This is a genomic window from Ruegeria meonggei (genome assembly GCF_900172215.1).
GTDB classification, from domain to species: Bacteria; Pseudomonadota; Alphaproteobacteria; order Rhodobacterales; family Rhodobacteraceae; genus Ruegeria; species Ruegeria meonggei.
Map to the genome: position 1 here is coordinate 114,800 of NZ_FWFP01000004.1, position 25,974 is coordinate 140,773.

Below are 25,974 nucleotides of genomic sequence, written 5' to 3' on the forward strand. Positions count from 1 at the left end.
CTGCAACTGATATCAAACAGATGCGCCTTTGATGCGGATCGCAGAGCCCAGTGTTCCGGCGCACAAGCCCACGACAACGGCAATCAACAACTCGATCGTTGCGACATTGGCAAAATCCCAATGGGCAAACAGCAGCGTCTCAACAATGCCCACCAGACCGCCCATCAAGGCCCCCAGCCATACGCGACGCGTCATCATACCCAGCGCCAGGCCCAAAATACCTGGTAAGCCGATGATGTTACCTCCGATTGTTCCTAAGAGTTCCAGCATATCTTGCCCCTTTTCAATCCGACTGTGTGGTCAGATATGACCGGATTTCAGTGCCGCCATCCGCCACCTGTTGCTGCAGTTTTCCGGTGGATTCGCTGGCCAGAGTATCGGTGATTTTCTGGTATTCTTCCTGATATCCCTGCGGCAAGCTATGCGCGATGCCTTGGTGACAATCGATGCAGGTCATGTCGTTGTCGATGGCGCGTTGGTGTTCCGAGGCCGCCCGCGCTTCTTGGATGGTAAAATCCATATAATCGAAGTTGTGGCAGTTGCGGCATTCACGGCTGTCAGACGCTTTCATTTTCTTCCAGACCGCCGAGGCCATAGCCAGACGGTGTTCCTCGTACTTCTCCGGCGTGCTGATGGTCCCCGCAAGCTCGTGATACACATCCTTAACAGCCATGATCTTGGCCTTGATTTTATGGTTCCACTCATGCGGAACGTGGCAGTCAGAGCAGATCGCGCGCACACCGGAATGGTTGTTATAGTGGATCGTCTCGCGATACTCACCCAGGTTGGTTTCCATAGTGTGACATGAAGTACAGAATTCCTCGGTATTGGTCAGTTCCAATGTCCAGTGGAACCCACCCCAGAACAGAATACCGGCCAGAAACCCGGCGAGGATCAGAAAGCCCGAGCTGAACATAACAGCCGGGGTCCAGATCGCGTTCCAGAGGCGGCGGATCCAACCGCGGTTTTCGGGGGAGTCTGCCATCTTGGTGCTCCTTTCAGACATGCGTTGGATTAATTGCCGGACGAGGGTTCAAACACGTTGTCGACCAACGCAGGCGCATCTGCCTGAGGCACGTGGCACTGGTTGCAGAAATAACGGGTCCCGGCGATGTGATCCAACTCATTGCCGTCACGATCCAGATAATGGGTCATCGACAGGGTCGGCGCATTGCGTTCCCCGGCTTTGGTCCAGTCATGGCAGGACAGGCATTGATTGGTGCGCACGTCAATCTGGTATTGCTCGATCGAGTGGGGGACAAGCGGTGGTTGCTGGCGATAGTTGCGCTGCATCCGTCCTTCCACGTTCTTGTGAATCTGGTCCAACGGAATGGGTTCATCCACCTCGGCGCCACGCAGGGTTTGCACCGGCGCGGATTGCGCAAGGACGAATCCGCTCAGGAATATAACGGGGATCAGGGCGACGACACCTGTCAGGATTGGCTTGTTCATCTCGGCACTCCCTTAAATAGGTCTGGCTACGCGCGGTTCAGGCGCGGGAACTGGATCGGAAGGTGCGGCGACTTGGTCGTCGAACCGGTGAGTAAATTTGAAGACATCAACTGCACAGACATCGATACAGCGACCGCAGTTTGAGCAGTCAGTTGACAGGATCAGCGGCGTGGCACCCGGCTTGCCTTTCAGCGCGGGCGAAATGATGTGGTTTTCGGGGCAGACGGCGTAGCAATCCATGCAATCGTCACAGGCCGAGCGGTTAACCGCGCTGACCCGCAACAGGCTTTTGGTGCCGATCAGGCCATAAAACGCACCAACCGGGCATATGTGGCCACACCAGCCATGGCGGGCGACAAACACATCAAAGACAAAGATCGCAACGACCATGGCCCAGACAAAACCGGCCCCAAAAATCAAGCCGCGATGCAACATGGTGATTGGGTTGATAATCTCCCATGCGATGACGCCGGTGAGACCCGAGACGATCAGCGCGGTGGCCAATATCCACAACCGCGTGCGCCGTTTAGGTTGCCAACCTTTTGGCAAATCCAACCGCCTGTGCAGCCAGTTTGCCGCGTCGGTCACCGGGTTGATCGGACAGACCCAAGAACAATAGACGCGGCCCCCGACCAGCGCATAGGCCACCATGACGATCAAGCCGCCCATCAAAGCGGTTAGCGCCGGCCAATGCCCGGCGATCATGCTTTGCAACAGGATGAATGGGTCCGTCAACGGCAGTACAGCCAGGGTCTGCGATCCTGCCAAGGTACCTTTAACGACCCAGATGCCGAACCAGGGTCCCAACAGAAACAGGACCAGAAAGAACAGCTGACTGATACGGCGCAGTATCAGGTATTTATGCGCGCCGACCCAACCTTTGACCGCCACGGCCTCTTGGCCTATTGGCATATGTGCTCGGGTGGTCATTGTCCCACCCCTGGAAGATCATAGGCGGGTTCAAAACCACCCGGTGCGATCAGGTTGTCGACCCCCGGGCCGGGCAGACGGTCGGGTAGGTCGATTATGCCTTCGACAATCGGCGCGCCCTTGGCATCTTTTTCTTCCCATCCTTTGCGGTAATGATCCGCGCTGCTGCCGCGCGCAAGGCGTGTTGGCAATACCTTGATTGCGGCTTCTGGCAGAACACAGCTTTTTTCGCACATGCCACAGCCGGTGCAGCGGTCCGCGTGCACGGTTGGGATAAACATCGCGTGGTGACCCGAGCGGGCGTTATGCGCTGTTTCCAACGTGATCGCTTCGTCTATCACCGGGCAGACACGGTAACAAACGTCACACCGCAAGCCCAGGAAGTTCAGGCAGTTTTCCTGATCGACCAGAACCGCGACGCCCATTTTGGCATCGTCAATGTCATCCAACGTGGGATCAAGCGCACCGGTCGGGCAGGCGGCAACACAAGGGATATCGTCGCACATTTCGCAAGGCACATCGCGAGCGGTGAAATAGGGCGTGCCCGTCGCCCCAGCATCCGACCCAAGTTCGGCCAGTTTCAAGGTATCATAGGGGCAGTCTCGCACACACAGCCCGCAGCGAATGCAGGCCGATAGGAACTCCCGCTCTGGCAACGCGCCGGGGGGGCGCAATGCCTCGGCCGGCAATGCACGGGCGTCGCGGGCCAGCCAGGCCAGCAGTGATCCGGCGACCACACAGCCACCTGCCGTGCGCGCCGTATCCTGAAGGAAGCGGCGACGTTTCGGCGAAAGAGGTGTCTCGGCGAGGGGCATGGGGATTACCTTTGCGATCCGTGCCGATTACGCGCGCTCGATCTTACAGGCGCATTTCTTGTAGTCGGTTTCCTTCGACAGCGGACAGGTTGCATCCAGCGTCAGCTTGTTGGTCAACTGGTGTTCATCAAACCACGGCATAAAGACCAAGCCGCGCGGCACCTTGTTGCGCCCGCGTGTCTCAACCCGACTGGTGACCTCGCCACGGCGGGTCGAGAGCACAATTTCCTGCCCGCGACGCAGTCCCCGATCCTTGGCGTCCTGCGGATGCATGTAGACCACAGCCGAGGGAAAGGCGCGGTGCAGTTCTGGCACCCTGCGCGTCATCGAGCCTGAATGCCAATGTTCCAGCACGCGACCGGTAGACAACCACAGATCATATTCTTCATCTGGCTCCTCAGCGGCGGGTTCATAGGGGGCAAAGATGATCTTGGCCTTGCCGTCCTTATGACCGTAGAATTTAACATCCGCGCCTTCGGGCACATACGGATCGTACCCTTCGCGGAAGCGGTAAAGGGTTTCTTGGCCGTCCACGACCGGCCAGCGCAACCCACGCGCCTGGTGATAGGTTTCGAACGGTGCAAGGTCATGCGCGTGGCCACGGCCAAATTCAGCATATTCCTCAAACAGGCCTTTCTGGACGTAGAACCCAAAATGCTCGGATTCGTCGTTGTCAAAGCCTTCCGCAGTTTCGGTGAGGGGGTACTTATCCACAGATCCGTTGGCGTACAGCACATCATACATGGTCTTGCCGCGGTGTTCGGGCATCTTGGCCAGAAGATCTTCGTCCCAGACCTCTTCAACGGTGAAGCGTTTCGAAAACTCCATCAACTGCCACAGGTCAGATTTTGCTTCTCCTGGCGCTTTCACCTGCTGGCGCCAGAACTGCGTACGGCGTTCCGCGTTGCCATAGGCGCCTTCTTTTTCGACCCACATGGCGGTGGGCAGGATCAAATCGGCAGAGACAGCCGTGACTGTTGGATAAGGGTCAGAGACTGCGATGAAGTTTTCCGGGTTGCGATAACCCGGGTAACCTTCCTCGTTGATATTGGGTGCCGCCTGCATGTTGTTGTTGCACTGCACCCAATAGGCATTCAGTTCACCATCCTTCAGCTTCCGGTGCTGCAAGACAGCATGGAATCCGGGCTTAGGTGGAATAGTGCCTGCCGGGATGTTCCAGGCAGTTTCGCAAATCTGACGGTGTTCGTCATTTGCCACCACCATGTCAGCAGGCAGCCGGTGTGCGAACGTGCCCACCTCACGCGCGGTTCCACAGGCCGAGGGCTGACCGGTCAGCGAGAAAGGCGAATTGCCTGGTTCTGAGATCTTACCAACCAGCAGGTGTACATTGTACATCAGCGAATTCACCCACGATCCGCGGGTGTGCTGGTTGAAGCCCATGGTCCACAAGCTCATCACTTTGCGGTTCGGGTCTGCATATTGTTGCGCCAGCTTCTCAAGTTTATCGGTGGGCACGCCAGACAGCTCGGCTGTGTATTCCAACGTATAAGGGGCGACCGCCTCGGCGTATTCTTCAAAGCTGATCGTCTCGAGCTTGCCCGAGTTTGGGTTCTCTGCCTCTTGCTGCAGCGCGTTTGTATCGCGCAGACCATAACCGATATCGGTGGCGGTCTTGGTGATATTGACGTGTTTGTTGACAAACTCTTCGTTCACCGCGCCGTTCTGAATGATGTAATTGGCGATGTAATTCAGGATCGCCAGATCGGTCTGCGGGTTAAACACTAGGCCATTGTCGGCAAGCTCGAACGAGCGATGTTCGAAAGTCGACAGAACATGCACTTCGCATCCCGGCTTGGTCAGGCGCGTGTCGGTCAGGCGCGACCACAGGATCGGGTGCATTTCGGCCATGTTCGATCCCCACAGCACGAAAGTATCCGCGTGTTCCAGATCGTCATAGCAACCCATCGGCTCGTCAATTCCGAAGGTACGCATAAAGCCCACAACCGCGGATGCCATACAGTGCCGCGCGTTGGGGTCGATATTGTTGGACCGAAACCCGGCTTTCATCAATTTCGAAGCAGCATAGCCTTCCCAAACCGTCCACTGACCTGACCCGAACATTCCGACACTGGTCGGGCCCTTCTTGGCCAGCGCATCTTTCCACTTGGCGGCCATGACGTCAAAGGCTTCGTCCCAACTGACAGGCTCAAACTCACCGTTCTTGTCATATTCGCCGTTTGTCTTGCGCAGCAGTGGGGTGGTCAGGCGATCCTTGCCATACATGATCTTGGACAGGAAATAGCCCTTAATGCAGTTTAGTCCGCGATTGACCGGCGCGTCAGGATCGCCCTGAGTGGCGACGACACGCCCGTCCTTAGTGCCGACCAGCACAGAGCAGCCGGTGCCACAGAATCGGCAGGCAGCCTTGTCCCAGCGAATTTCTGGGGCACCAGCCTGCGCGTTGGCTTGACCGGTGGCCAGAGGAATACCTGCGGCAGAGGCCGTCGCTGCGGCCGCTGAGGCCTTGAGGAATGTCCGACGAGATTCTGATATAGTCATAGCGTGGGCCTCCGGCTGGTGGTTTGGCTTGGGGCATCGGGGTGCGGATGGCTGTCCGCAATGTCCTCGAAATGGTGGTACGTCAGCGTCAGAGAAATCACCCCGGGGATCTGGTGCAGGTCCATGATGATCTCGGACGCAAGGCATGTCGGCGTGTCTTCGACAACAACTACAAAACGGCCGTCTTCGGCCTCGGCGTGAATTTCGACACCGGCGGTGTCTTTCATTGCCTCGGACGCCGCCAGTGTGTGCGCTGGCGCGATATGTAAAAGGCATCCGCAGATATTCATTGGCTGACTTCCGTTTGAGATATGGTTTGGCGTTTCAATGTGACGGCATTGACCGGGCAGGACACCGTACACGACCCACAACCAGTGCAGGCGTCGAGGTCTAAAGATGGATCCGCGCGGCCACCCAGTTGCAGCCTGAAGCTGATGACGTTTTGTTCGCAATTGTCCTGACACACCCGACAGCTGACGCCATTGACAGACAGGCAGGACACAGCCTCGACCGATGCGCGCCACGGCCAGTCTTGCAGGCGTTCTATGTCCAGGGCATCCGTGGGACAGGATTGGGCGCAACTCCCACAAAAAGTGCAGGGACCCTCGGTGGGTTGAAACACCGGATACCCATCCTGACCAATGACAATCACACTTTCGGGGCAAGCTTCGACACAGTCGCCACACTTACTGCATTGATCTGAAAAGCCAGGCACAACCGAACCCGGAGGTCGAACAATGTTACTGTTCTCCCGGAATGCTGCTGCGCCTAAAAACGCGCGTCGGCTAGTCAGTTGGCTCATATCGCTTTGACCTGGCTACCTTTGATTCCTTTTGTGAGCTTACTGCATAACCGGTCACAAGCTGACGCATTTTGATCCAGATCATGAATGGAGGACTTATCTTTAGTCTAATTGAAGACTCACGCGGCTGATGTTGCGCGCCGGCTCAAGTGGTAATCACGGTTCAAACTATCCGGAAACGAAAGCTAGGTTGGCGGCGCGGGTGGTACATTTGGCCGCTACTGCAAGACACAGCGCAGAAATTGAGTATCACTTCGAAACCGGATATGCTGCATCGCAGAAATCGTGACAGGAACAGCGGCGCACCCAGTCGGACAGGGTGAACGCAACAGGCTGGAGATACGTTTATGACTTCGGATGTTCAAGAAAACACCAGAAAACTTGCGGCGGACATGGCGCAGGACGCGACAGCGGAAAAGGACCAGACCGCCGATCTGGTGAGTCGAACCTTGGACCGCACCGGAGTGCAACGGGACCTTCTGACCAAATCAATGACACTTCAATCGGCTAAAATTTGCCGGGATCATACGTTACGCAGTCGTGACCTGATGCAAGGGTTTGGGGCTCTTTCGCAAGATCTTCTGGGTTCGAAATCCTTAACCCAGGATTGGGCGGCCTACCTGAAAGACGCAAGCCAACGGGCAATGCTGACCCTGGATGTGCTGCGCGAACGTGGTGATGTTTTTCTGGAGCATGAGGCCGCCGGTTGCCCCCCGGTTCTGGCCTATGAATACGAGGTCGTCGTCGACGGGACGACGTTGAAACGCCCCTGCAACTACAATCTGCTGCGTATTGTTCCCCCGGTCAGCGTGACTATCGAAGATACAAAGCGTCCCTATATCATAATCGATCCACGTGCCGGACATGGCGGCGGCATTGGCGGGTTCAAACAGGACAGTCAGGTCGGCGTCGCATTGTCGAAAGGGCACCCGGTCTATTTTGTCAGTTTCGGGCGTGACCCTGTGTCCGGGCAGACCTTGGCGGATGTGATGCATGCCGAGGCCGGATTTGTTCGAACCGTCCGCGCGCGCCACCCGGACAGCCCGCACCCCGTTGTGACTGGCAATTGTCAGGGTGGGTGGGCGACATTGCTGATGGCAGCCTGCAATCCGGACCTGACCGGCCCTGTGATCCTGAACGGAGCGCCCATTGCACCCTGGTCGGGCGAAGTGGGGCAGAACCCTATGCGCTACAACGCGGGTGTTCTGGGTGGTACATGGCAACCAATGCTTTGGTCTGATCTGGGCGCCGGGCAGTTCGACGGCGCCAACCTGGTGATGAACTTCGAGCAGCTGAACCCAAGCCGGAACTATTTTGGCAAATATTTCGACCTCTACCGCGATCCTGACGGAGGCCGAAAACGGTTCATCGACTTTGAGCGTTGGTGGGGCGGATACTTCCTTTTGAACGAAGCCGAAATTCACTGGATCGTCGAACAGCTTTTTGTCGGCAACCGGCTGGTCAAGAACACCGCGCGGTTGGAACCGGGCGTGCCGGTCGACATAAAGGCTGTCAAAGGCCCGATCTTTGTCTTCGCCAGTCAGGGCGACAACATCACGCCACCACAACAGGCGCTGAACTGGATCGCTGCGACCTATGCCGATGAAGAAGAAATTCGTCTGTGCGGGCAGCGGATCATCTACATGCTACATGAAGATGTGGGCCATCTGGGCATCTTCGTGTCGTCCAAAGTAGCCCGCAAGGAACATTCCGGGCTGGCCTCGACCCTTGAAACAGTCGAAGCCATGGCACCTGGGCTGTATGAGATGGTGATCGAGAACACGTTTGGCGAAGGCCCAGACAAACAGTTCGAGGTTCGGTTCTACGACCGCACTCTGGCAGAGGTTGCCGCGCTGGATGATGGTCAGGAGGATGAGGAAAGTTTTGCCGCCGTTGCCCACATGTCCGAGGTTCAGGCAAATCTGTATGAAACCTTCGGGCGCCCAGTGGTTCAGACGCTGACAACGCCAATATCGGCTAAAGCCTCGCGTGATTTGCATCCGTTGCGTGTCCAACGCGCTGCGATGTCATCGGGATCACCCGCGATGCACGGCGTCAAAAGCGTGTCGGGAACGGTTCGCGAACAGCGCAGCCCAGCGAACCTGGAAAACCCGTTCCTTGAGTTAGAAAAGCTGACGGCCGATTGGATTGAACAGTCGATGGATCTGAGCCGTGACCTGCGTGACGCGTGGTACGAAGCAACGTTTTATTCGCTTTGGGGCGGTCCATTGGCTGCGTGGTTTGGCCGGAAATACGCAGCCCACCGCACGCTGCCGGACTCTGAAACCCTGCGATCCTTGCCACAGGTCGAGGCCGCGCTGGCCCATATGAAACAAGGCGGGTTGGCCGAAGCGGTTGTTCGGATTCTGATCCTGTTGGGCGACAGTAACCAAAGCTTCAGATCCGAGATATTGGACCGTTGGGCCCATGTTTTTCGGCACGAGACACCCTTCAAAGACCTGAGTGTTGACCAGCGCCAGCGCGTTTTGCACGAACAGACTATTGTTGTCACCTTTGATAAAGAGGGGGCCATAGCGTCCTTGCCTGACCTGTTGAAGCAACCCAAAGATAAAGAACAGGTTGTGGATCTGGTTCAGCGTGTTGTTGGCGATATTCCCGAGCCCTCGCAAGAGCTTATGGACATGACCCGAGCGCTGTGCGACACGCTGTGCATTCCCGAGGCAGAACAGAAGACCAAATCCAGACCCGCGCCCAAGCCCAAAGCGCGCAGACGGGCCACGCCGAACAAGGCCAATCCGACATGAAAACCAATGAAAACCGAACTTTTTCGCAGTTGAAGGTTGGCGACGAAGCTCAGCTGACGCGGCTATGCACCGTGGACGACCTCTATGCCTTTGCATCGGCCTCCGGGGATCATAACCCGCTGCATCTGGCCAGCTATGATGGGGACGGCGACGGGCGTCCCGAAGCTGTGGCTCCGGCCCTATGGCCTGCCGGTCTGGTTGCAGCCGTTCTGGGAAACATCCTGCCGGGTGCCGGGACGCAGACCCGTCGCGCGGACCTCAGTTTTCATATCCCGGTCCTGGCAGGTGACGAATTGACCGCATTTGTGTCAGTCCTTGAAAAGAGGCAAGATGGCGACTTGCGCTGTGCCGCCGAAGTGCGCCGGGTCGGTGATAATGCCCTGATCCTCAGCGGTGAAGTTCAGGTTACACCTCCGACACATCATATGGAGTTTGATTCCATCGAAGTGCCCGGCCTGATCGTGCAGCGCCACCGCCATTTTGATGCACTTCTTGAGAAAGCCAGACCTCTGGACCCGATGCCAACTGCTGTGGTGGCCCCGGAAGAGCCGAACTCACTTGGCGGGGCCCTGCTGGGGCAATCAAACAGCATCATCACACCGATTCTGATTGGCGATCCGGATAAAATCGCCGCTGCCGCTGCCAAACTTGGGGCGGATCTGTCAGGGATCGAGATTGTCGAGGCTCATAGCCATGAAACAGCAGCCCATCGCGCAGTCGATCTGGTGGCTGAGGGCAGGGCGCAAACCCTGATGAAAGGGCATTTGCATACGGACGTATTGCTGCACGCGGTCCTGCGGCGCGAAAAGGGACTGCGCACCGGTCGCCGGTTGTCACATGTGTTTGTCATGGACGTCCCGGGCATGTCGCGACCGATCATGGTGACAGATGCTGCAGTCAATATCGCGCCTGACCTGGAAACCAAGGCCGATATTGTCCAGAACGCCATACACCTCGCACATTCCATAGGGATCGAAACGCCCAAAGTTGGTGTGCTGTCCGCCGTTGAAACGATCAATCCGCATATGCCTTCGTCTGTTGACGCGGCACTATTGTCCAAAATGGCTGAGCGTGGCCAGATCACCGGTGGTTTGGTGGATGGTCCGTTGGCGATGGACAACGCAGTTGATCTGAACGCGGCGCGTACCAAGGGCATCACCTCGGCCGTGGCGGGTGCGGCGGATATTCTTGTGGCCCCAAACATTGAGGCCGGCAATATGGTTGCGAAACAGCTCACCTATATCTCGCACGCCGAGGCGGCGGGGATCCTGGTTGGGGCGGCGGTTCCGATCATCCTGACTTCGCGGGCGGATGACGACGCCTCGCGGCTGGCTTCCTGCGCGGTCGCGGCACTGCACGCCTATGCGAGTAAAGGCAAAATCCATGACTGACCACGTTCTGGCGCTGAATGCCGGGTCTTCTTCACTGAAATTTGCACTCTACGAACTGGTCGAGGATAACCGCCCCAGCATGCGTTGGCGCGGCCAGATCGAACGGCTGGGCGACGCACCCCGGTTGCTGGCGCAATCGGCTGGCGGACGGTCGATCAACGAGCCGCTAACTGACACCAAAACCCATGACGAGGCAATTCGGGCGTTTCTGAAAATGGCCCGGGAAAACCTGCCGGATATTCATGTCCGTGCCATTGGCCACCGAGTGGTCCATGGGGGCGCAGTTTTTTCGGAACCGGTTCGGATAGACGATAGCGTGCTTGACACTCTGAACGGTTTTATCCCTTTTGCACCGCTGCATCAGCCCTATAGCCTGGCCGGTATCCGCGCCGCCAGCGCGGCATTTCCGGGCACCACGCAGGTGGCCTGTTTTGATACGGCCTTTCATCGGACGCACCCGTGGGTAAACGACACCTTTGCCCTGCCGCAAAGATTTTACGAAAAGGGCGTGCGCCGGTACGGGTTCCACGGGCTCAGCTACGATTACATCTCGCAAAAGCTGCAGGATATTGCGCCCGGTCTTTATGAGGGCCGCGTGGTGATCGCCCATCTGGGCAATGGCGCGTCGATGTGCGCGGTTTCAGGGGGCAGGGCCGTGGCCTCGACCATGGGGTTTTCGGCCTTGGACGGGCTGCCGATGGGCACCCGTAGTGGCCAGTTGGACCCGGGCGTTGTGCTTTACATGATGCAACAGGACGGCATGACCGCCGAGGAAATCGCCGACACCCTTTATCGCAAGTCTGGTCTGCTGGGCCTGTCAGGTATTTCGTCCGACATGCGCACGCTGTTGGCAGCAGATACACCTGATGCGCGCAAGGCAATCGAGTATTATGTGTTCCGTATCCGCCGCGAATTGGGCGCGTTGTCCGCCGCGTTGGAAGGGATAGACGCGCTGGTCTTTACCGGCGGTATCGGCGAAAACTCAGCCGCGATTCGTCAAATGGTCTGTGACGGGATGCGCTGGATCGGAATCGAGATGGACAAAAGCAGGAACGCGGATGGCGGCACAGTCCTGTCTACGGACCTCAGCCGCGTCCGCATACTTGCAATCCCGACAAACGAAGAGATGATCATCGCACGCGCTGCCGCGCGTCTGGCGTAGTAATCCGCAGACTTACTCTTTCCGGCGGCGCGCGTATTTGATCAGGGTGCTGAGAATGGCGCTGAATACTTCGGGGGTCAGTGTGCCAATCGGGTCGCGCCGTATTCCTGCCACCGTGTCGCGTGCATCAGACAGGCTGTCTTTGATCTCCGCCTCGATATCGTTGAGGGCCATGTCCCGAAGCTCGACCGCAGCGGTGGTATCAGCCTGCGGGCTTTGCGCATTGGCCAACAAAGCCAGAATGACCGCCAAAAGCAGGTTTGCGGCGGCCACAATCAGGGCGGCCAGCGGCTTTGACAGCGTAACCGACAGCCAGAAAAACCCGGCGATGTTCAGCATGACAACAGCGAGCCCCACAGCCAGACCAGCCGCAGCATAAAACCCGGTGCGTTTGGCGGCGATGGTCAGGTGACGTTGTGCAATCAGCCGTTCGGCGCGCAGAATAATCGAAATGTTGCGGGAAATTCGGCTCATAGTCGGGCTCCTACCGGGATCGGCCTATCAAATAGCCAAGCGCAAAAATGCCGAGGGCAAAAAGGATCGGTTTTTTATGAGGAAGGTCCTCGAGTTCAGTCAGGACCTCTTCGATCTGGGTTGTCCACGCGTCCAGATTGTCGGTAATTTTTTCGGTCACCGTTTCATGGTGAACATCGGGTTGGGGTTGTTTAGGGTCGGATGTCTTGGATTGTTCAGCCAATTGGCGACGCAGGTTCGCAACCTCGGCTTCAAGCTGTGTCTTTGTGACCATCACACCGTTCCCTTCCCGATCGCCGGCTGGCAGGTTTCTTGGGTTACGAGGATCATGTTAATGCCCTTTTCCGGTTTAAGAAAAGGAAGTTATCAGGGATGGAGCGAAATTGCCTGTGCAAACATGGAAGTGTGGTTGTTGTCAAAAGTTCAGGCGTAGTAATCCGCGACCAGCAGGAAATCCGGCTCGGCGTCTTCTTCTATGGTGGCAAATCGTGGGATCGGCTGTTCGAACACGTTGTCAGTGCGGTCGTCATTGACGGTCGAAACCTCGCCGATCAGGCAATCCCCTTGTTCGGCCCAGAACGCATGCCAGATACTCGGCATCAACGTCACACTCTGGCCCGGTTTCAGGCGCAGCAATTCCCCTGGTTTTATGGTGACCGGACAGTTATCGCTGGGCACGGTAACCGGGGTGTCCCGATCAATGCCACCTTGCGGGTCCGAGGCATAAATCTCCATCACCAGGTCACCGCCACCACGGTTGATGATGTCTTCAGCCTTGACGATGTGGCGGTGCATTGGCGACAGCTGTTTGTCACGCGACACCAACAGTTTTTCGGCATAAAGCATACCGCGGCCTTTGTTCAGGTCGCCTACATCGCCGTTGCGAAGGGTAAACAGGAACAAACCCAGCGCATCGAAACGCCCCTGGGCGTAGTCGGTGATGTCCCAGCCAAGCCCGCGATCACGAATGCCCGCTGCCTGATCGCTGCGCATCTGATCGGGTGACCAGTTGGCAAAGGGCGGCAGGACAGCACCGAAGGACTTGATGAAGGCCTCGGCCTCGGCTTTGATAGCGTTGATATCTGATCGTTTCATCTGTGTGCCTTATTGGTCAAAGCTCGTGCGCCCAGGGTGGGTTTGCCCCCGCGCGGGATACAGTGATGGCGGCAACTTCCGCCCCTTTGGTAAGGGCCGCGCGCAATGTGTCGGTGCCTATAGCGCGCAGGGCGGTTTTGGTCAGGTGGTCCGACCGCTCTAGTTCAGCCAGCACGCCGGCGTTGAACGTATCGCCCGCACCAACCGTATCAACCACTTGAACCGGTTGTACAGGGACCGAGGTTTCGGATCCATCTGCCAAAAACCCCGACGCCCCGTCGCCGCCCCTGGTCACGATGATCACCGATGGTCCGCTTTGCAGCAGCAAGGTCACCTTTTCAGAGATGCTTTCGGGGCCGGGGACGATCCAATCCAAATCCTCGTCCGACACCTTAACGATATCAGCCTGCGCGATCATCCGGTTCAACCGTGTGCGATAACGGGTCTGGTCCTGGATGAACCCAGGCCGGATGTTGGGATCCAGCATGACAGCGCGATCTGATCCGTGGCGATCCAGCAGCGCCGCATAGGCATCGGCGCAAGGTTCGCAAGCCAGGCTGATGCCGCCAAAATACAGCGCGGATACTGCAGGCAGTTGGGTCGGCATATCCTCGGGCGTCAGCATGCGTCCGGCCGAGTTTTCGTCCATGAAGCTGTACGTGGCATGCCCGTCCTGCAATTGAACAAAAGCCAAAGTTGTTGGTCGATCCGAGCGGATCACCTGGCTTGCATCCACATGGCTGGCCCGCAGCGCAGCCGCCAGCTGTTGCCCGAACATGTCCGACGACAGCCCCGTCAGCATTCCGACCGGAGCATCCAGCCGACCCAGCGCAATGGCCGTGTTAAAGATGGCGCCTCCGGAGTGGGGCACGAACCCGTGTTCGCCCGAAACGGTCGGGGCAGCGATCATGTCGATCAGGGCTTCACCGCAGCACAGGATCATGCCGGGTCCTTTCTGTTTCAGGGCTCAGGCGGGCATATTAACGCGCAAGCGCACTTTTACAGAAGTTGTTAGCGCCAACAATGCCAAATTCATCCTGTTCCGACACATAAAGGTTCATTGAGCGGCGCAGATCGCTGAACCGCCCTCCTGCGTTAAAGGCATCACGAAAGGCGTCCTTGAACAGCCAACGGTTCTTCTTGGCGACGCCCCCGACCAAAAAAACACCGCCGATGGGCATGAACGCAACCGCCAGATCCCCCATCACCGCCCCTAGATGTGTGGTGAACAAATGCGAGGCCCTGCGAGCAATCGGATCATTGTTGGTACGGGCATCTTCCAGAATCTCGCGGGCGCTGCGGACGGACGTATCGGCGAGCCCGGCAGCCATTCCGGCGGCTCGATACAGAATGGGCAGCCCCGTACCGCTGAGGAACATTTCAGCCTCGATCGTCAGGCTGTCGTCAAAAAAGCAATCCGGCGCGATATGGCGGGCGGCCCTAAAAATTTCAACCTCGTCCGCGTGGCGTGGGGACAGGCCGACATGGCCGCCTTCACCCGAAGCCGTGTGGTAACGGCCCTCGGAATAAAGCAGCGCGCCGACCCCAAGACCAGTACCGGGGCCAACAACCAAGCGCGTCCCGGTGGGCGGCTCAGTCGCGCCTTGCAGCACTTCAACCTCGTCGCCTGAGATTTCGGCAACAGACCACGCCGCAGCGGTAAAGTCGTTGATCACGTATGTATGCTGAGCGCCGGTCACCCTGCCGATATCGCGTTCGGGCAGATCGAGATGTGCGTTGGTCAGCTGGATCGTGCCGTCTTTTACCGGCCCGGCCCCTGCGGCGACCACGGCGCGGGGATCGGTTCCAATCTCATCCCGCAGGCTGTGAAACGCTTCGAGTAATTCGGGTAATGTACCAGTTGGATACTTACGCAGATCGGTCAGCTTACCGTCCGAGACGACGCCCAGCCGGGTATTGGTGCCGCCAATATCAGCCACCAGATTCCAATGCGCACGAATGGCCCCGGCAGGTTGCGCCAAAGGCAGCGAAACCGTGCCCCCGGTCAGAACGGTTTTCAGAGCGTTATACGAGGCCTTGGGTGTCCGTTCCAGCGTCTCGAAATCCACGTCGACCAGGCCAAAGCGCTTTTCATACCCAAAGGCCCATTCGTAATTGTCCAGCAAGGACCAGATGAAATAGCCTTTGACCGGAACGTCCTCATCCAACGCGGCCTGAACCGCTTTCAGGTGCTGGTTGAGGTAATCTATCCGATCCTCATCCTGCTGACGCTCGGGGCTGGCCATGCCGTTTTCAGTGACATAGATCGGCAGATCGCCAGTGTATTCCTGCTTGGCGCGGGTCAGGAAACGGGTCAGCGCGGTGGGCTCGATCTCCCACCCCATCTGCGTTTTGGGCAGCGGGCCTGGAACCTCTTTGAGGCTGGGCCATGCAGTATCATCAGGCGCGATCAGTTTGCGGGTATAGTAGTTCAGACCGCACCAGTCGACCGGGGCACCAATGGTGTCAAAATCGTTTTGCCATCCGCTTGGCAAATACGGTTCCAAACCCTTAAGCACGTTGTCCGGATAAGCTTTGTTGAACACACCACCCAGAAAGAACCTGTTGTAGATCCCGTCATAGAGATCGGCCGCCTGCCGCGCCTTTGGGCTGTCATCGGCGGGTTCGGCCCATTCCAGGTTGAACACTGCGCCCAGATTGGACATTCCCAAACTGCGCATGGATTCAATGGCCCGACCATGGGCCAGCAGCACATGGTGCATTGCGCGGGCTGTGGCGCGGATATCGCGCAGACCCGGTGCATGGTGGCCATCAAAATGGCTCAGCCAACTGACACACCATGGCTCGTTGATCGGGGCAACGCTGTACATGCGGTCGCCGATGCGCCCCATGATGACTTCGGTGAAATCGGCGAACCACTCGGCGATATCGCGGTTGCGCCAACCGCCCAGATCAGACAGCGGCGACGGCAGCTCCCAGTGATACAGTGTTGCACAAGGACGGATGTTGCGTTCCAGCAGCGCGTCGGCCAGCCGGTCGTAATAGTCGAGCCCGGCCTGGTTCACCTGTCCGCGCCCTTCGGGCAGAACCCGCGCCCAGCTGGTCGAAAACCGGTAACAGTCGAAACCGGCGTCCCGCACCAGGTCAAAATCCTGTGGAAACCGGTTTAGGTGATCACAGGCCAGATCGCCATTTTCACCCCGCGCCACATTCCCGGGCGAGGCGGCAAACGTATCCCAATGATTTTGCCCGGCACCGCCCTGCGCGTGGCCTTCGATCTGATAGGCCGAGGTTGCAACGCCAAAGAGAAAATCTTTGGGGAAGTCAGCACGGGTGTATTTCATTGTCACAACCTGTTGGGGGCGGGGCCGGTTGAGCCGCCAACTACCAGTTCGGCCTCCAGCAATCTAGTTTTTACCGGGTCATTCGGGGATTTGATCCGATCAATCAGCATTTCCGCCGCCATTTCGCCCGCCTGACGGACAGAGGATCGGGTTGCGGTAAAGATCGGAACATCCTGCCCGTTCTTCAAATAGGACAGGTCGTCGTCATGGGCGATAACCGAGACATCCTTGCCCATCTCCAACCCGGCCTCATGCAACGCACGCCGCACACCAACGGCCGATATCATCGACGAGGTCAGGATGGCCGTGGGCGGATCGTTCAGTCGCAACATGTCGCGGGTTTCATGATGCCCATAAACTTCGGTCATCTCGGCACTGCGCATCAGCTCTGGGTCGGGTGTCACTTTCACCTCGCGCAACGCTTCCAGATATCCGGCGCGGCGTCGTTGTGCGAAATCCATATCTTCCAACCCATTGATCAAGGCAATACGCCGGTGCCCAAGGTCGGTCAAAAACCGTGTTGCGCGTTGGAACGAGCTTTTGTTGTTCACATCAATCCAATCATAAGGCACCTCAACCCCGGTCGAGCGGCCATGAACGATGAACGGCACCCCCATGCGGTTCAGAACCTCAATCCGTGGCTCGCGGACCTTGGGGCCCTGCAGAACAACGCCATCTACCGCGCCGCGCTGAAACAAGCTACGATAAGCGTCCTCGATCGAGGTATCTTCAACATTGGTGAACATCATGTCATAGCCGTGTTCAGCATATTTGCGCACAGCACCGGCGACAAAGTCTCCGAAGATGGGGTTCACCATCTCATGCCGGGACGAGCTGGGAATCACATGCCCGATCACCATCGACCGACCGGTTGCCAGTCCCTTGGCGCGGCTGTTGGGTCGGTATCCGTGTTTGACGGCGGCCGCCTGAACGCGCACGCGCGTACCCTCGTTCACTTCGGGGTACCCGTTCAGCGCGCGACTGACCGTTGTTTGTGATAGGCCAAGAGTTTCTGAGAGTTCCTTAAGGTTCATATTCGCTTCAAAGCGCCTTAAATTTTTACCAGCATCCGCCTGCGAACGTATCTCTTGCCCGCCAATGGCCAGTGTTTCAGCTGCAGTAAGCGCAACCTGTTAAGGTGTGAATAAACCGATTGTTGACAGATCGCAAGTGTTAGCGCATAAACTCCCCCATTCAAAGCGCTTTGAAAACTGAGTCTCAAAGACGCAAGAAAACGTTGGGAGGAAGCTCTATGAAACACTCGCTTTACGCAGGCGCGGCCACGTTCGCCCTGATGGCGGGCGCGGCGTATGCCGACAAGGTCACCGTGTTCGGGCCATGGCTGGGGCCGGATCAGGAAAATGTCGAAAAGGTGTTGGATGGCTTTGCCGCCGCAACCGGGCATGAGTACGCCTATGTCGGTTCGGACAGTTTCGAGCAGCAGATCCGGATTGATGCCGAGGCCGGATCAGCCCCAAGCGTGGCCGTGTTCCCGCAGCCCGGTTTGGCAGCGGACATGGCGGGGTCAGGGTTCCTGACACCGTTGGCCGATGGCACCGCAGATTGGATTCGCGACAACTATGCAGCCGGTCAGTCCTGGGTTGATCTGGGCACTTATCCTGGCGCGGACGGGCAGGATCATTTGTACGGCTTTTTCTACAAGGTCGATGTGAAATCGCTGGTCTGGTACGTACCCGAGAATTTTGAAGACGCGGGCTACGAAGTGCCGACCACGATGGAAGAGCTCAAGGCGCTGAGCGACCAAATCGTGGCGGACGGTGAGACGCCGTGGTGTATTGGTCTGGGATCCGGTGGCGCGACCGGTTGGCCCGCGACGGACTGGGTCGAAGACATGATGCTGCGCACCCAATCGCCCGAGGATTATGACGCCTGGGTCGCCAATGAAATGAAGTTCAACGACCCCAAAGTGGTTGCCGCCATCGAGGAATTCGGTGCGTTTGCCCGTAACGACGACTATGTCGCGGGCGGAGCGGGCGCGGTTGCTACTACCGATTTCCGCGACAGCCCCAAAGGCATGTTCAGCTCACCTCCACAGTGCTATTTTCACCGTCAGGCATCGTTTATTCCGGCCTTCTTTCCCGAAGGCACGATTGTGGGCGAGGATGTCGATTTCTTCTATTTCCCAGCTTATGAAAGCAAAGACCTCGGCAGCCCGGTCCTAGGCGCCGGCACCTTGTGGGCGATTACCAATGACAGCCCCGGCGCACATGCGCTGATCGAATACCTGCAAACGCCTGAAGCGCATGAGACGTGGATGGCACTGACCGGCTTTCTGACACCACACACAGGTGTCGATACCTCGGTTTTCTCGGACCCGACGCTGAAGAAGATGAACGACATTCTTCTGGGGGCCACCACCTTCCGGTTTGACGGCTCTGACCTGATGCCGGGCGGCGTTGGTGCAGGCACCTTCTGGACTGGAATGGTCGACTATGCCGGTGGCGCACCGGCGCGAGAGGTCGCCGATGAAATCCAGTCCTCGTGGGACGCGCTGGACTAAGTCGTCTGAGACTGGGCAACCCGTACGGCCGGGTTGCCCGAAACCTCCGTCGCAAGGGAGAGCGGCATGCATCCGGCATTTCAGGGCCTTCTGACCATCGCCATCGGCGTGTCGGGTTGTGTGGGCTATTTCTACTTTTCCAATCAATTTCTGGACAAGGTTCTGTTCCCGGCCCGTGGTCCAAATGCGGGCCGCAACATCAACCGTGCGAACATAATCCGGCCTTGGCTATTCCTGTTTCCGGCTTTGGCGGCTTTGGGGCTTTATCTGGCCTATCCGGTTGTGGAAACGCTGCGCTTGTCGCTGACCGATCGGGTTCCGGGTGGAGGTTATACCTGGGTTGGGTTGGACAATTACATCCAGATGGCGCGTGAGCCAAAATTCTGGGAAGCCATGCGCAACAACATGTTCTGGCTGATCATCGTGCCCGCCATGTCGACCGCTTTTGGCCTGTTGGTGGCGCAGCTGACCGATCGCATCCGCTGGGGCAATATCGCAAAGTCGCTGATCTTTATGCCGATGGCAATTTCCTTTGTAGGGGCCTCGGTGATCTGGAAACTGGTCTATGACACCCGCCCGGCGGAACAAGACCAGATCGGAATGCTGAACGCGCTGTATCTGTTCTTTGGCGGATCCGATCCGCAGACCTGGCTGACAATCCCGTTCTGGAACAGTTTTCTGCTGATGATTGTGTTGGTCTGGATTCAGACCGGGTTTGCCATGGTCATCCTGTCGGCGGCCCTGCGCGGTATCCCCGAAGAGACCATCGAAGCCGCCATTCTGGACGGTGCAAACCCGTTTCAGATCTTCTTCAAGATCAAAGTTCCGCAGATAAAGACCACCATTCTGGTCGTCTGGACCACAATCACGATCACCGTGCTCAAGGTTTTTGACATCGTCTTTGCCATGACCAACGGCCAATGGGAAACGCAGGTGCTTGCCAACTACATGTACGACAAGCTGTTCCGCGCCAATGACTGGGGTGTGGGCTCGGCCTCGGCCATGGTAATCATGCTGCTGGTGGCTCCGATCCTTGTCTGGAACGTGCGCAATGCGCGCAAGGAAATGGAGTAGGGGCAATGAGCGATATTGCAGGAACCAAACCGGCGCTGCGCTGGATCGTCCATGCCTCGGTTCTCTTTCTGGTAGTGTTATGGGTTGTGCCGACGCTGGGGCTGTTGATCTCATCTTTTCGAACTTCTGATCAGATCGCGACCAGCGGGTGGTGGCGGTCGCTGTTCCCTTCCGAGCAGAACCTGACGCTGCGCAGTGCCGCGCCCGAGACGCAGGTTCAGGAAAACGGGATCTACGTGATCGAGGGCAATCTGTTCGATGACGGCACACAAGCTACGATTTCGAAATGGGGCGTCAGTTCGCGCGCAGTTGATGCGTTTGAACCGGGGCAAACCGCCGAGTTGCGCAAGGGCGGAACAATCGTGGTTGATGCCGCCGGGAATTACCGGATGGAGAACCCCGAGGAATTCACAGGCAGCCGCGGAGCCCGCGTCTTTGTTTCCGCAGAACTGCCACCCGAATTCACGCTGGCCAATTACCACAAGGTCCTGTTGGCCGAAGACAGCACCGACAGTATGGGGCGCGCATTCTTCAACACGCTGACCGTGACGATTCCGGCAACGATCATTCCGATTCTGGTTGCTGCGTTTGCGGCCTATGCGCTGGCCTGGATGGATTTTCCCGGCCGGGCGTTGCTGATCGCCGTGGTCGTCGGTCTGTTGGTTGTCCCACTGCAACTGGCCTTGATCCCGTTGTTGAAATTCCACCTCAATATCGGGATCGGCAAAGGGTACCTAGGTGTTTGGATGGCCCATACCGGGTTCGGGATGCCTCTGGCCATCTATCTTTTGCGCAACTACATGGCCGGGCTACCGCGCGATCTGATCGAAAACGCGCGTGTTGATGGCGCAACCGAGTTCCAGATCTTCACCAAACTGATCCTGCCGCTTAGCTTTCCGGCACTGGCGTCTTTTGCGATCTTCCAGTTCTTGTGGACCTGGAACGACCTGCTGGTTGCCAAGGTCTTTTTGATCGACGCATCCGGCCAAACGACCGTCATGACCAACCGCATTGTCGAATTGTTGGGTACGCGAGGCGGAAATTGGGAAATTCTTGCCACGGCAGCGTTTGTATCAATCGCCGTGCCGCTGGCTGTCTTCTTCGCAATGCAAAAGTATCTGGTCCGCGGCCTGTTGGCCGGGTCCGTAAAATAGAGGCGTCTGATGAACGTGCAGAACACCGCAGAACTTTCCAAATCGACCAAAGTGTCCGCCGACTGGTGGCGCGGCGGGGTGATCTATCAAATCTATCCCCGCAGCTTTCAGGACAGCACCGGCGATGGGATTGGGGACCTGAAAGGGATCACTCAACGGCTGGGCTATATCGCGTCATTGGGGGTTGATGCGATCTGGATTTCGCCGTTCTTCAAGTCTCCGATGAAGGATTTTGGCTATGACGTCAGCGACTATCGCGATGTCGATCCGATGTTCGGCACCATGGCGGATTTCAAGGACCTGCTGGAACAGGCGCATTCCCTTGGGCTGAAGGTGATGATCGACCTTGTTCTGTCGCACACTTCGGATCAGCACCCGTGGTTCAGCGAAAGCCGCGCCAAACGGGACAATCCGAAGTCAGATTGGTATGTCTGGGCCGATCCAAAGCCGGACGGTACGCCACCCAACAATTGGCTTTCGATCTTTGGCGGCTCGGCCTGGCAGTGGGATTCGCGGCGTCTCCAGTATTACCTGCACAACTTCCTGACCGCGCAACCCGACCTGAATTTTCATTGTCCGGACGTGCAGGACGCCTTGCTGGACGTGGCCCGGTTCTGGTTGGACCTTGGTGTGGATGGTTTCCGCCTGGACACAATCAACTTCTATTTCCACGACATGCAGTTGCGCGACAATCCGGGCTTGCCGATGGACCAGCGCAATGCCTCAATCGCGCCGATGGTGAACCCCTACAACCATCAGGATCACCTGTTTTCTAAAAGCCAGCCCGAGAATATAGCCTTTCTGGAACGGTTGCGCGCGCTGACGGATCAATACCAAAACCGCGCCTGCCTGGGTGAGGTCGGCGATGCGCAGCGCGGGCTTGAGATCATGGGCACCTATACGTCGGGCGATAAGCGAATGCACATGTGTTATGCGTTCGAGTTTCTGGAAAAGCGTGCTTTGACCGCCACCTATGCCAAACAGGTTTTTGACCAGTTGGAGGATAAGGCAGGCGACGCCTGGCCCTGCTGGGCGTTTTCCAACCACGACGTTCAGCGCCACGCATCCCGCTGGGGGCTGGATGATGCGGCCATCCGTCAGCACGCGGTTCTGATGATGTGCCTGCGCGGATCGGCCTGCCTGTATCAGGGCGAAGAGCTGGGCCTGCCCGAGGCGGACGTGCCCTATGAACATTTGCAGGACCCCTACGGCATTGAGTTCTGGCCCGAGTTCAAAGGCCGCGACGGTTGCCGCACGCCGATGGTCTGGGCCGCACAGGACGAACATTCCGGGTTCTCCTCCGGCCGCCCGTGGTTGCCTGTCAGCTCAGCGCAGGCAGACCGCGCTGTCGACCAGATGGAACAGGATCGCGATTCAATGTTGCACCATTACCGTCGGGCAATTGCATTGAGACACGCGCATTCAGCGCTGTTGTCTGGTCAGCAGACGGACATGGCCGCATCCAATTCTATCCTGACTTTCCTGCGTGAAGACGCGACCGAACAGGTGTTCTGCGCGTTCAATCTGGGTTCAAAAGGCCAAGAAATCACTCTACCGGACGGTAACTGGCAAGCCATCGGGGACGAGTTGGGCAGTGTCGATGGAAAGGGTTCTCTGACCCTCGGCCCCGCCCAATTCTGTCTGATGGCGCGGAAAAGGGGATAAGTCATGTCGGAACTCAATCTCACGGATGTGGCAAAGACCTATGGCAGTGTCGATGTGCTCAAGAACATTAACCTGGACATTGAAACGGGTGAATTGATCGTTTTCGTCGGCCCGTCTGGCTGTGGCAAGTCCACATTGCTTCGGATGATTGCAGGGCTTGAGAAGATCTCGGGCGGAACGCTTGAGATTGAGGGGCAGGTCATGAATGACGTGCCTCCGGCGCAACGGGGCATTGCGATGGTGTTCCAAAGCTATGCCCTGTACCCTCATATGACCGTGCGCGAAAACATGGCTTTTGCCCTGAAGATCGCCAAGATGCCAACGGATGAGGTCGACGCAGCCGTCGATCGTGCCGCGCGCATCCTTCAGCTGGACCCTTTCCTGGACCGTCTGCCCAAGGCACTGTCCGGCGGACAACGTCAGCGGGTTGCAATCGGCAGGGCCATCGTGCGGGACCCCAAGGTCTATCTGTTTGATGAGCCGCTTTCAAATCTTGACGCAGCCCTGCGCGTGGCGACGCGGATAGAGATCGCGCGCTTGAAAGAGGCGATGCCCGACAGCACGATGATCTATGTCACCCACGATCAGGTCGAAGCGATGACGCTGGCCAGCCGGATTGTGGTTCTGGCGGACAAGGGCATCGCGCAGGTGGGTACGCCACTGGAACTGTATGAAACGCCCGACAATGAATTTGTAGCGCAATTCATTGGCTCGCCTTCGATGAACCTCTTGTCCGGTGTCATCACCCAGACCGGCGAGACAACAATTGTAAAGCTCGACAGTGGCGGAACAGCCGTGTCCAGGGTTGCCACGGATGCCTCAGACGCGGGCAAACAAGTCAATATCGGTGTGCGCCCCGAAGACTTCCAACCCGCAGACCGCGATCCCATTCTGGAAGGCATTGTTGATTTCACCGAGGCCTTGGGTGAGGTCACGCTTCTTTACTTCGCGGCCGAAGACGGGGCGGACACTGTCGTTGCCAAACTGCCCGGTGTCCAAAGAAACATGCGCGGGCAAACCGTCGCCGTGACTGCCGAACCGGACAAGGTCCACCTGTTCCATCAAGGGATCTCCATGCGGAAATAGGATCACCTAGCGTGACATTTTCTGCAGACCCTAAAGCCACAAGATAGTCTAATAACGGCTAAAGTGGCGCCGGTCGAATCGTCATCCGCTTTCCCCGAGAACCGTCCGTCCGCGAGGCGAAGTAGCGCAAGGTTCCACCAGTTGACGAGAGGTCACAGCGGTTAACGATCCTGTAGCTGCCGGTTATTCAAGCGTTGGCCAGAGCGCCAGCTTTGTGATCATGCGGACGGATCAGACAATTTATCCAACGATTGTTCCGAAGGTGTAACGGCTAGGGAATCGGACCAAGACCCGCGTGTTGCGCGCCACGGACACCCATGGTTCGCCTTTGACTTCGGTAAAACAGGCCATGTCTCACCCCTTCAATAGGTGCTGTAATATCTTGTTGGTACTTCGGAAATCCCGCCCTATGGTGACTTCGTCCGGGTGGAACTGTGACCCTGAGATCAAATCCACCGGATGCGGCTGCGAACTGGACTTATGAAACTTGGCAACTGTCACTTTTGGACTGACAGATCTGCCGCGAAGGTCTAGCCTGCAACTACAAAACTAAAAGACTGCAAAGTCTAACAACGGGAGAATCAAATATGGCCGAACGGAAAACGCTTTCCAGACGCTCAGTGTTGAAGAGTGCGGGTGCCGCTGCTCTGGCAGCACCACTGTATAGCAAAAGCGCACTGGCGTCCTCGGGTGAGATCAACATTCTAATGTGGTCGGATTACCTGCCACCCACGTTCCTGCAGGAATTTGAAACCCTTACCGGCATTAAGGTCAACTACACCGGTATTGGATCGAACGAAGAAATCATCAACAAGATGAAGGCCACCAAGGGCCAGGGCTTTGACATCGTCTCGCCGACCAACAACCGCTCGCTACAGTGGGAGCCGCTGGAGCTGCTGCAGCCGTTTGACATGAACAAAGTGCCAATCGATCTGGTGAACCCGGCGATGGCCTCAATTGGTACGGACGCCTGGAACTTTAGCGACAGTGGCGTGCATTGGCTGCCGCATATCTGGGGAACAGAAGGTATCGCTTACCGCACCGACCTGTGGCTGCCCGAAGGCGATGCGCCCTCATATGGCGATGTCTGGTCCGAAGCAAACGCAGGTAAGACCATGGGCCGCGCGCACTCGATGATGCTGGGCGCAGGTCTGTATATGGAAAGTGCCGGTGAAATGGAGCCGGGCTCGGTCTGGGCTGCCTATGGCGACGAGGACACCATGCGTAAGGTTTGGGGTCAGATTGCCGACTGGTGCGTCGAGCGTAAGAATCGCATCAAACTGATCTGGAACGACGCTGATACTCAGAAAAACGGCTTGCTGAACGAAGGTGTGATCGTTGGTCAGACTTGGGATGGTCCGCCGCTGGCGCTGAAATCTGCGGGTGAACCGGTGCACTATCAGGCGCCGGTCGAAGGCGCGATGGCGTGGGTCGACGGTATTGCAATGCCAACAGGTGCTGCCAATACAGAACAGGTATATGCCTTCATCGACTTCGCCTATCAGGCGAAACCGGCTGGTGTCGCAATTGACAGCCACGGGTATAACTCGCCAGTTCTGGGTGCCGATCAATATTCCGGCGACACCTATAAAAAGAACTTTGCCGAGGCCTATCCGGGCGATTCACTCGCCAACCTGAACCCGTGGCCGGCCGAAGCGCCCTGGTACGCGGAAACACGGACCGAGTTCGTCAACAAGTTCAAAAGCGCCTGATCGCTTAGCAAAACTACCCCTCGCATCTCAGCGGGGGGTTATCTGCCCGTG

23 protein-coding genes and 1 pseudogene are annotated in these 25,974 nt (G+C 57.5%); 9 read left to right on the top strand and 15 right to left on the bottom strand.

Annotated elements, in window-relative coordinates; translation table 11 throughout:
• Positions 1 to 12: 12 nt before the first annotated feature.
• From RUM8411_RS07760 to napF, 8 genes are read right to left on the bottom strand one after another with little or no spacing between them, the layout of a single operon-like run.
• Positions 13 to 270 (bottom strand): hypothetical protein, encoded by a 258-nt coding sequence (locus RUM8411_RS07760; RefSeq protein ID WP_085822129.1) that lies wholly within the window; start codon positions 268 to 270, stop codon positions 13 to 15.
• Between the two features lie 13 nt (positions 271 to 283).
• A complete protein-coding gene (locus tag RUM8411_RS07765) occupies positions 284 to 985 on the bottom strand; it encodes a NapC/NirT family cytochrome c (RefSeq protein ID WP_200818549.1) in 702 nt (233 codons plus the stop codon).
• Between the two features lie 29 nt (positions 986 to 1,014).
• Entirely contained in the window at positions 1,015 to 1,452 is a 438-nt protein-coding gene (locus RUM8411_RS07770) for a nitrate reductase cytochrome c-type subunit (protein ID WP_200818550.1), read from the bottom strand.
• A gap of 12 nt (positions 1,453 to 1,464) precedes the next feature.
• Complete coding sequence (gene napH, locus RUM8411_RS07775; RefSeq protein WP_085822131.1) at positions 1,465 to 2,382, bottom strand: quinol dehydrogenase ferredoxin subunit NapH; 918 nt, start codon at positions 2,380 to 2,382, stop codon at positions 1,465 to 1,467.
• Positions 2,379 to 3,197: a ferredoxin-type protein NapG gene (gene napG, locus RUM8411_RS07780; RefSeq protein ID WP_085822132.1), complete on the bottom strand. Its 819-nt coding sequence runs from the start codon at positions 3,195 to 3,197 to the stop codon at positions 2,379 to 2,381. Before napG ends, napH begins: the two co-directional genes overlap by 4 nt.
• Positions 3,198 to 3,224: 27 nt before the next feature.
• Positions 3,225 to 5,717 (bottom strand): nitrate reductase catalytic subunit NapA, encoded by a 2,493-nt coding sequence (gene napA, locus RUM8411_RS07785; RefSeq protein ID WP_085822133.1) that lies wholly within the window; start codon positions 5,715 to 5,717, stop codon positions 3,225 to 3,227.
• A complete protein-coding gene (locus RUM8411_RS07790; RefSeq protein WP_085822134.1) occupies positions 5,714 to 6,007 on the bottom strand; it encodes a chaperone NapD in 294 nt (97 codons plus the stop codon). The genes napA and RUM8411_RS07790 overlap by 4 nt, the downstream gene beginning before the upstream one ends.
• The gene (gene napF / locus RUM8411_RS07795; protein ID WP_085822135.1) at positions 6,004 to 6,519 is read right to left on the bottom strand and encodes a ferredoxin-type protein NapF; all 516 of its coding nucleotides are present in this window, start codon (positions 6,517 to 6,519) and stop codon (positions 6,004 to 6,006) included. Before napF ends, RUM8411_RS07790 begins: the two co-directional genes overlap by 4 nt.
• A 347-nt stretch (positions 6,520 to 6,866) precedes the next feature.
• On the opposite strand from napF, the gene RUM8411_RS07800 reads away from it, so the two are divergent.
• Genes RUM8411_RS07800 through RUM8411_RS07810 form a run of 3 tightly spaced genes read left to right on the top strand, consistent with a single transcriptional unit; the run spans position 6,867 to position 11,837 of the window.
• Complete coding sequence (locus RUM8411_RS07800) at positions 6,867 to 9,284, top strand: DUF3141 domain-containing protein (RefSeq protein ID WP_085822136.1); 2,418 nt, start codon at positions 6,867 to 6,869, stop codon at positions 9,282 to 9,284.
• Entirely contained in the window at positions 9,281 to 10,675 is a 1,395-nt protein-coding gene (locus tag RUM8411_RS07805) for a bifunctional enoyl-CoA hydratase/phosphate acetyltransferase (RefSeq protein WP_085822137.1), read from the top strand. Before RUM8411_RS07800 ends, RUM8411_RS07805 begins: the two co-directional genes overlap by 4 nt.
• A complete protein-coding gene (locus RUM8411_RS07810) occupies positions 10,668 to 11,837 on the top strand; it encodes an acetate/propionate family kinase (RefSeq protein ID WP_085822138.1) in 1,170 nt (389 codons plus the stop codon). The genes RUM8411_RS07805 and RUM8411_RS07810 overlap by 8 nt, the downstream gene beginning before the upstream one ends.
• A gap of 12 nt (positions 11,838 to 11,849) precedes the next feature.
• Here RUM8411_RS07810 and RUM8411_RS07815 read toward each other — a convergent pair whose 3' ends face one another.
• The 7 genes and pseudogenes from RUM8411_RS07815 to RUM8411_RS07840 all read right to left on the bottom strand — a co-directional run bounded on the left by RUM8411_RS07815 (position 11,850) and on the right by RUM8411_RS07840 (position 17,745).
• Positions 11,850 to 12,311: a phage holin family protein gene (locus RUM8411_RS07815; protein ID WP_085822139.1), complete on the bottom strand. Its 462-nt coding sequence runs from the start codon at positions 12,309 to 12,311 to the stop codon at positions 11,850 to 11,852.
• Between the two features lie 10 nt (positions 12,312 to 12,321).
• Positions 12,322 to 12,585, bottom strand: a complete 264-nt coding sequence (locus RUM8411_RS07820; RefSeq protein WP_085822140.1) for a hypothetical protein — start codon at positions 12,583 to 12,585, stop codon at positions 12,322 to 12,324.
• Positions 12,586 to 12,734: 149 nt separating this feature from the next.
• Positions 12,735 to 13,406 (bottom strand): D-lyxose/D-mannose family sugar isomerase, encoded by a 672-nt coding sequence (locus RUM8411_RS07825; protein WP_085822141.1) that lies wholly within the window; start codon positions 13,404 to 13,406, stop codon positions 12,735 to 12,737.
• A 16-nt stretch (positions 13,407 to 13,422) separates the two neighbouring features.
• Complete coding sequence (locus RUM8411_RS07830; RefSeq protein WP_085822142.1) at positions 13,423 to 14,349, bottom strand: carbohydrate kinase family protein; 927 nt, start codon at positions 14,347 to 14,349, stop codon at positions 13,423 to 13,425.
• A gap of 37 nt (positions 14,350 to 14,386) precedes the next feature.
• Complete coding sequence (locus RUM8411_RS22975; protein ID WP_234995185.1) at positions 14,387 to 15,346, bottom strand: glucokinase; 960 nt, start codon at positions 15,344 to 15,346, stop codon at positions 14,387 to 14,389.
• A 63-nt stretch (positions 15,347 to 15,409) separates the two neighbouring features.
• A pseudogene (locus RUM8411_RS22980) lies at positions 15,410 to 16,711 on the bottom strand (GH1 family beta-glucosidase); the annotation flags it as partial.
• Positions 16,712 to 16,713: 2 nt separating this feature from the next.
• On the bottom strand, positions 16,714 to 17,745 hold the full coding sequence (locus RUM8411_RS07840; protein WP_085822144.1) for a LacI family DNA-binding transcriptional regulator: 1,032 nt from the start codon (positions 17,743 to 17,745) through the stop codon (positions 16,714 to 16,716).
• Between the two features lie 218 nt (positions 17,746 to 17,963).
• Between RUM8411_RS07840 and RUM8411_RS07845 the strand changes: the two genes are divergently transcribed.
• The 6 genes from RUM8411_RS07845 to RUM8411_RS07870 all read left to right on the top strand — a co-directional run bounded on the left by RUM8411_RS07845 (position 17,964) and on the right by RUM8411_RS07870 (position 25,923).
• Entirely contained in the window at positions 17,964 to 19,232 is a 1,269-nt protein-coding gene (locus RUM8411_RS07845; protein WP_085822145.1) for an ABC transporter substrate-binding protein, read from the top strand.
• A 66-nt stretch (positions 19,233 to 19,298) separates the two neighbouring features.
• Positions 19,299 to 20,306 (top strand): carbohydrate ABC transporter permease, encoded by a 1,008-nt coding sequence (locus RUM8411_RS07850; RefSeq protein WP_085822146.1) that lies wholly within the window; start codon positions 19,299 to 19,301, stop codon positions 20,304 to 20,306.
• 5 nt (positions 20,307 to 20,311) lie between these two features.
• Positions 20,312 to 21,460, top strand: coding sequence for a carbohydrate ABC transporter permease (locus RUM8411_RS07855; protein ID WP_085822147.1), 1,149 nt, complete (start codon positions 20,312 to 20,314; stop codon positions 21,458 to 21,460).
• A 9-nt stretch (positions 21,461 to 21,469) separates the two neighbouring features.
• A complete protein-coding gene (locus RUM8411_RS07860) occupies positions 21,470 to 23,125 on the top strand; it encodes an alpha-glucosidase (protein WP_085822148.1) in 1,656 nt (551 codons plus the stop codon).
• A 3-nt stretch (positions 23,126 to 23,128) separates the two neighbouring features.
• Entirely contained in the window at positions 23,129 to 24,211 is a 1,083-nt protein-coding gene (locus tag RUM8411_RS07865; protein WP_085822149.1) for an ABC transporter ATP-binding protein, read from the top strand.
• 587 nt (positions 24,212 to 24,798) lie between these two features.
• Entirely contained in the window at positions 24,799 to 25,923 is a 1,125-nt protein-coding gene (locus RUM8411_RS07870) for an extracellular solute-binding protein (protein WP_085822150.1), read from the top strand.
• The last annotated feature ends 51 nt before the right edge of the window (positions 25,924 to 25,974 follow it).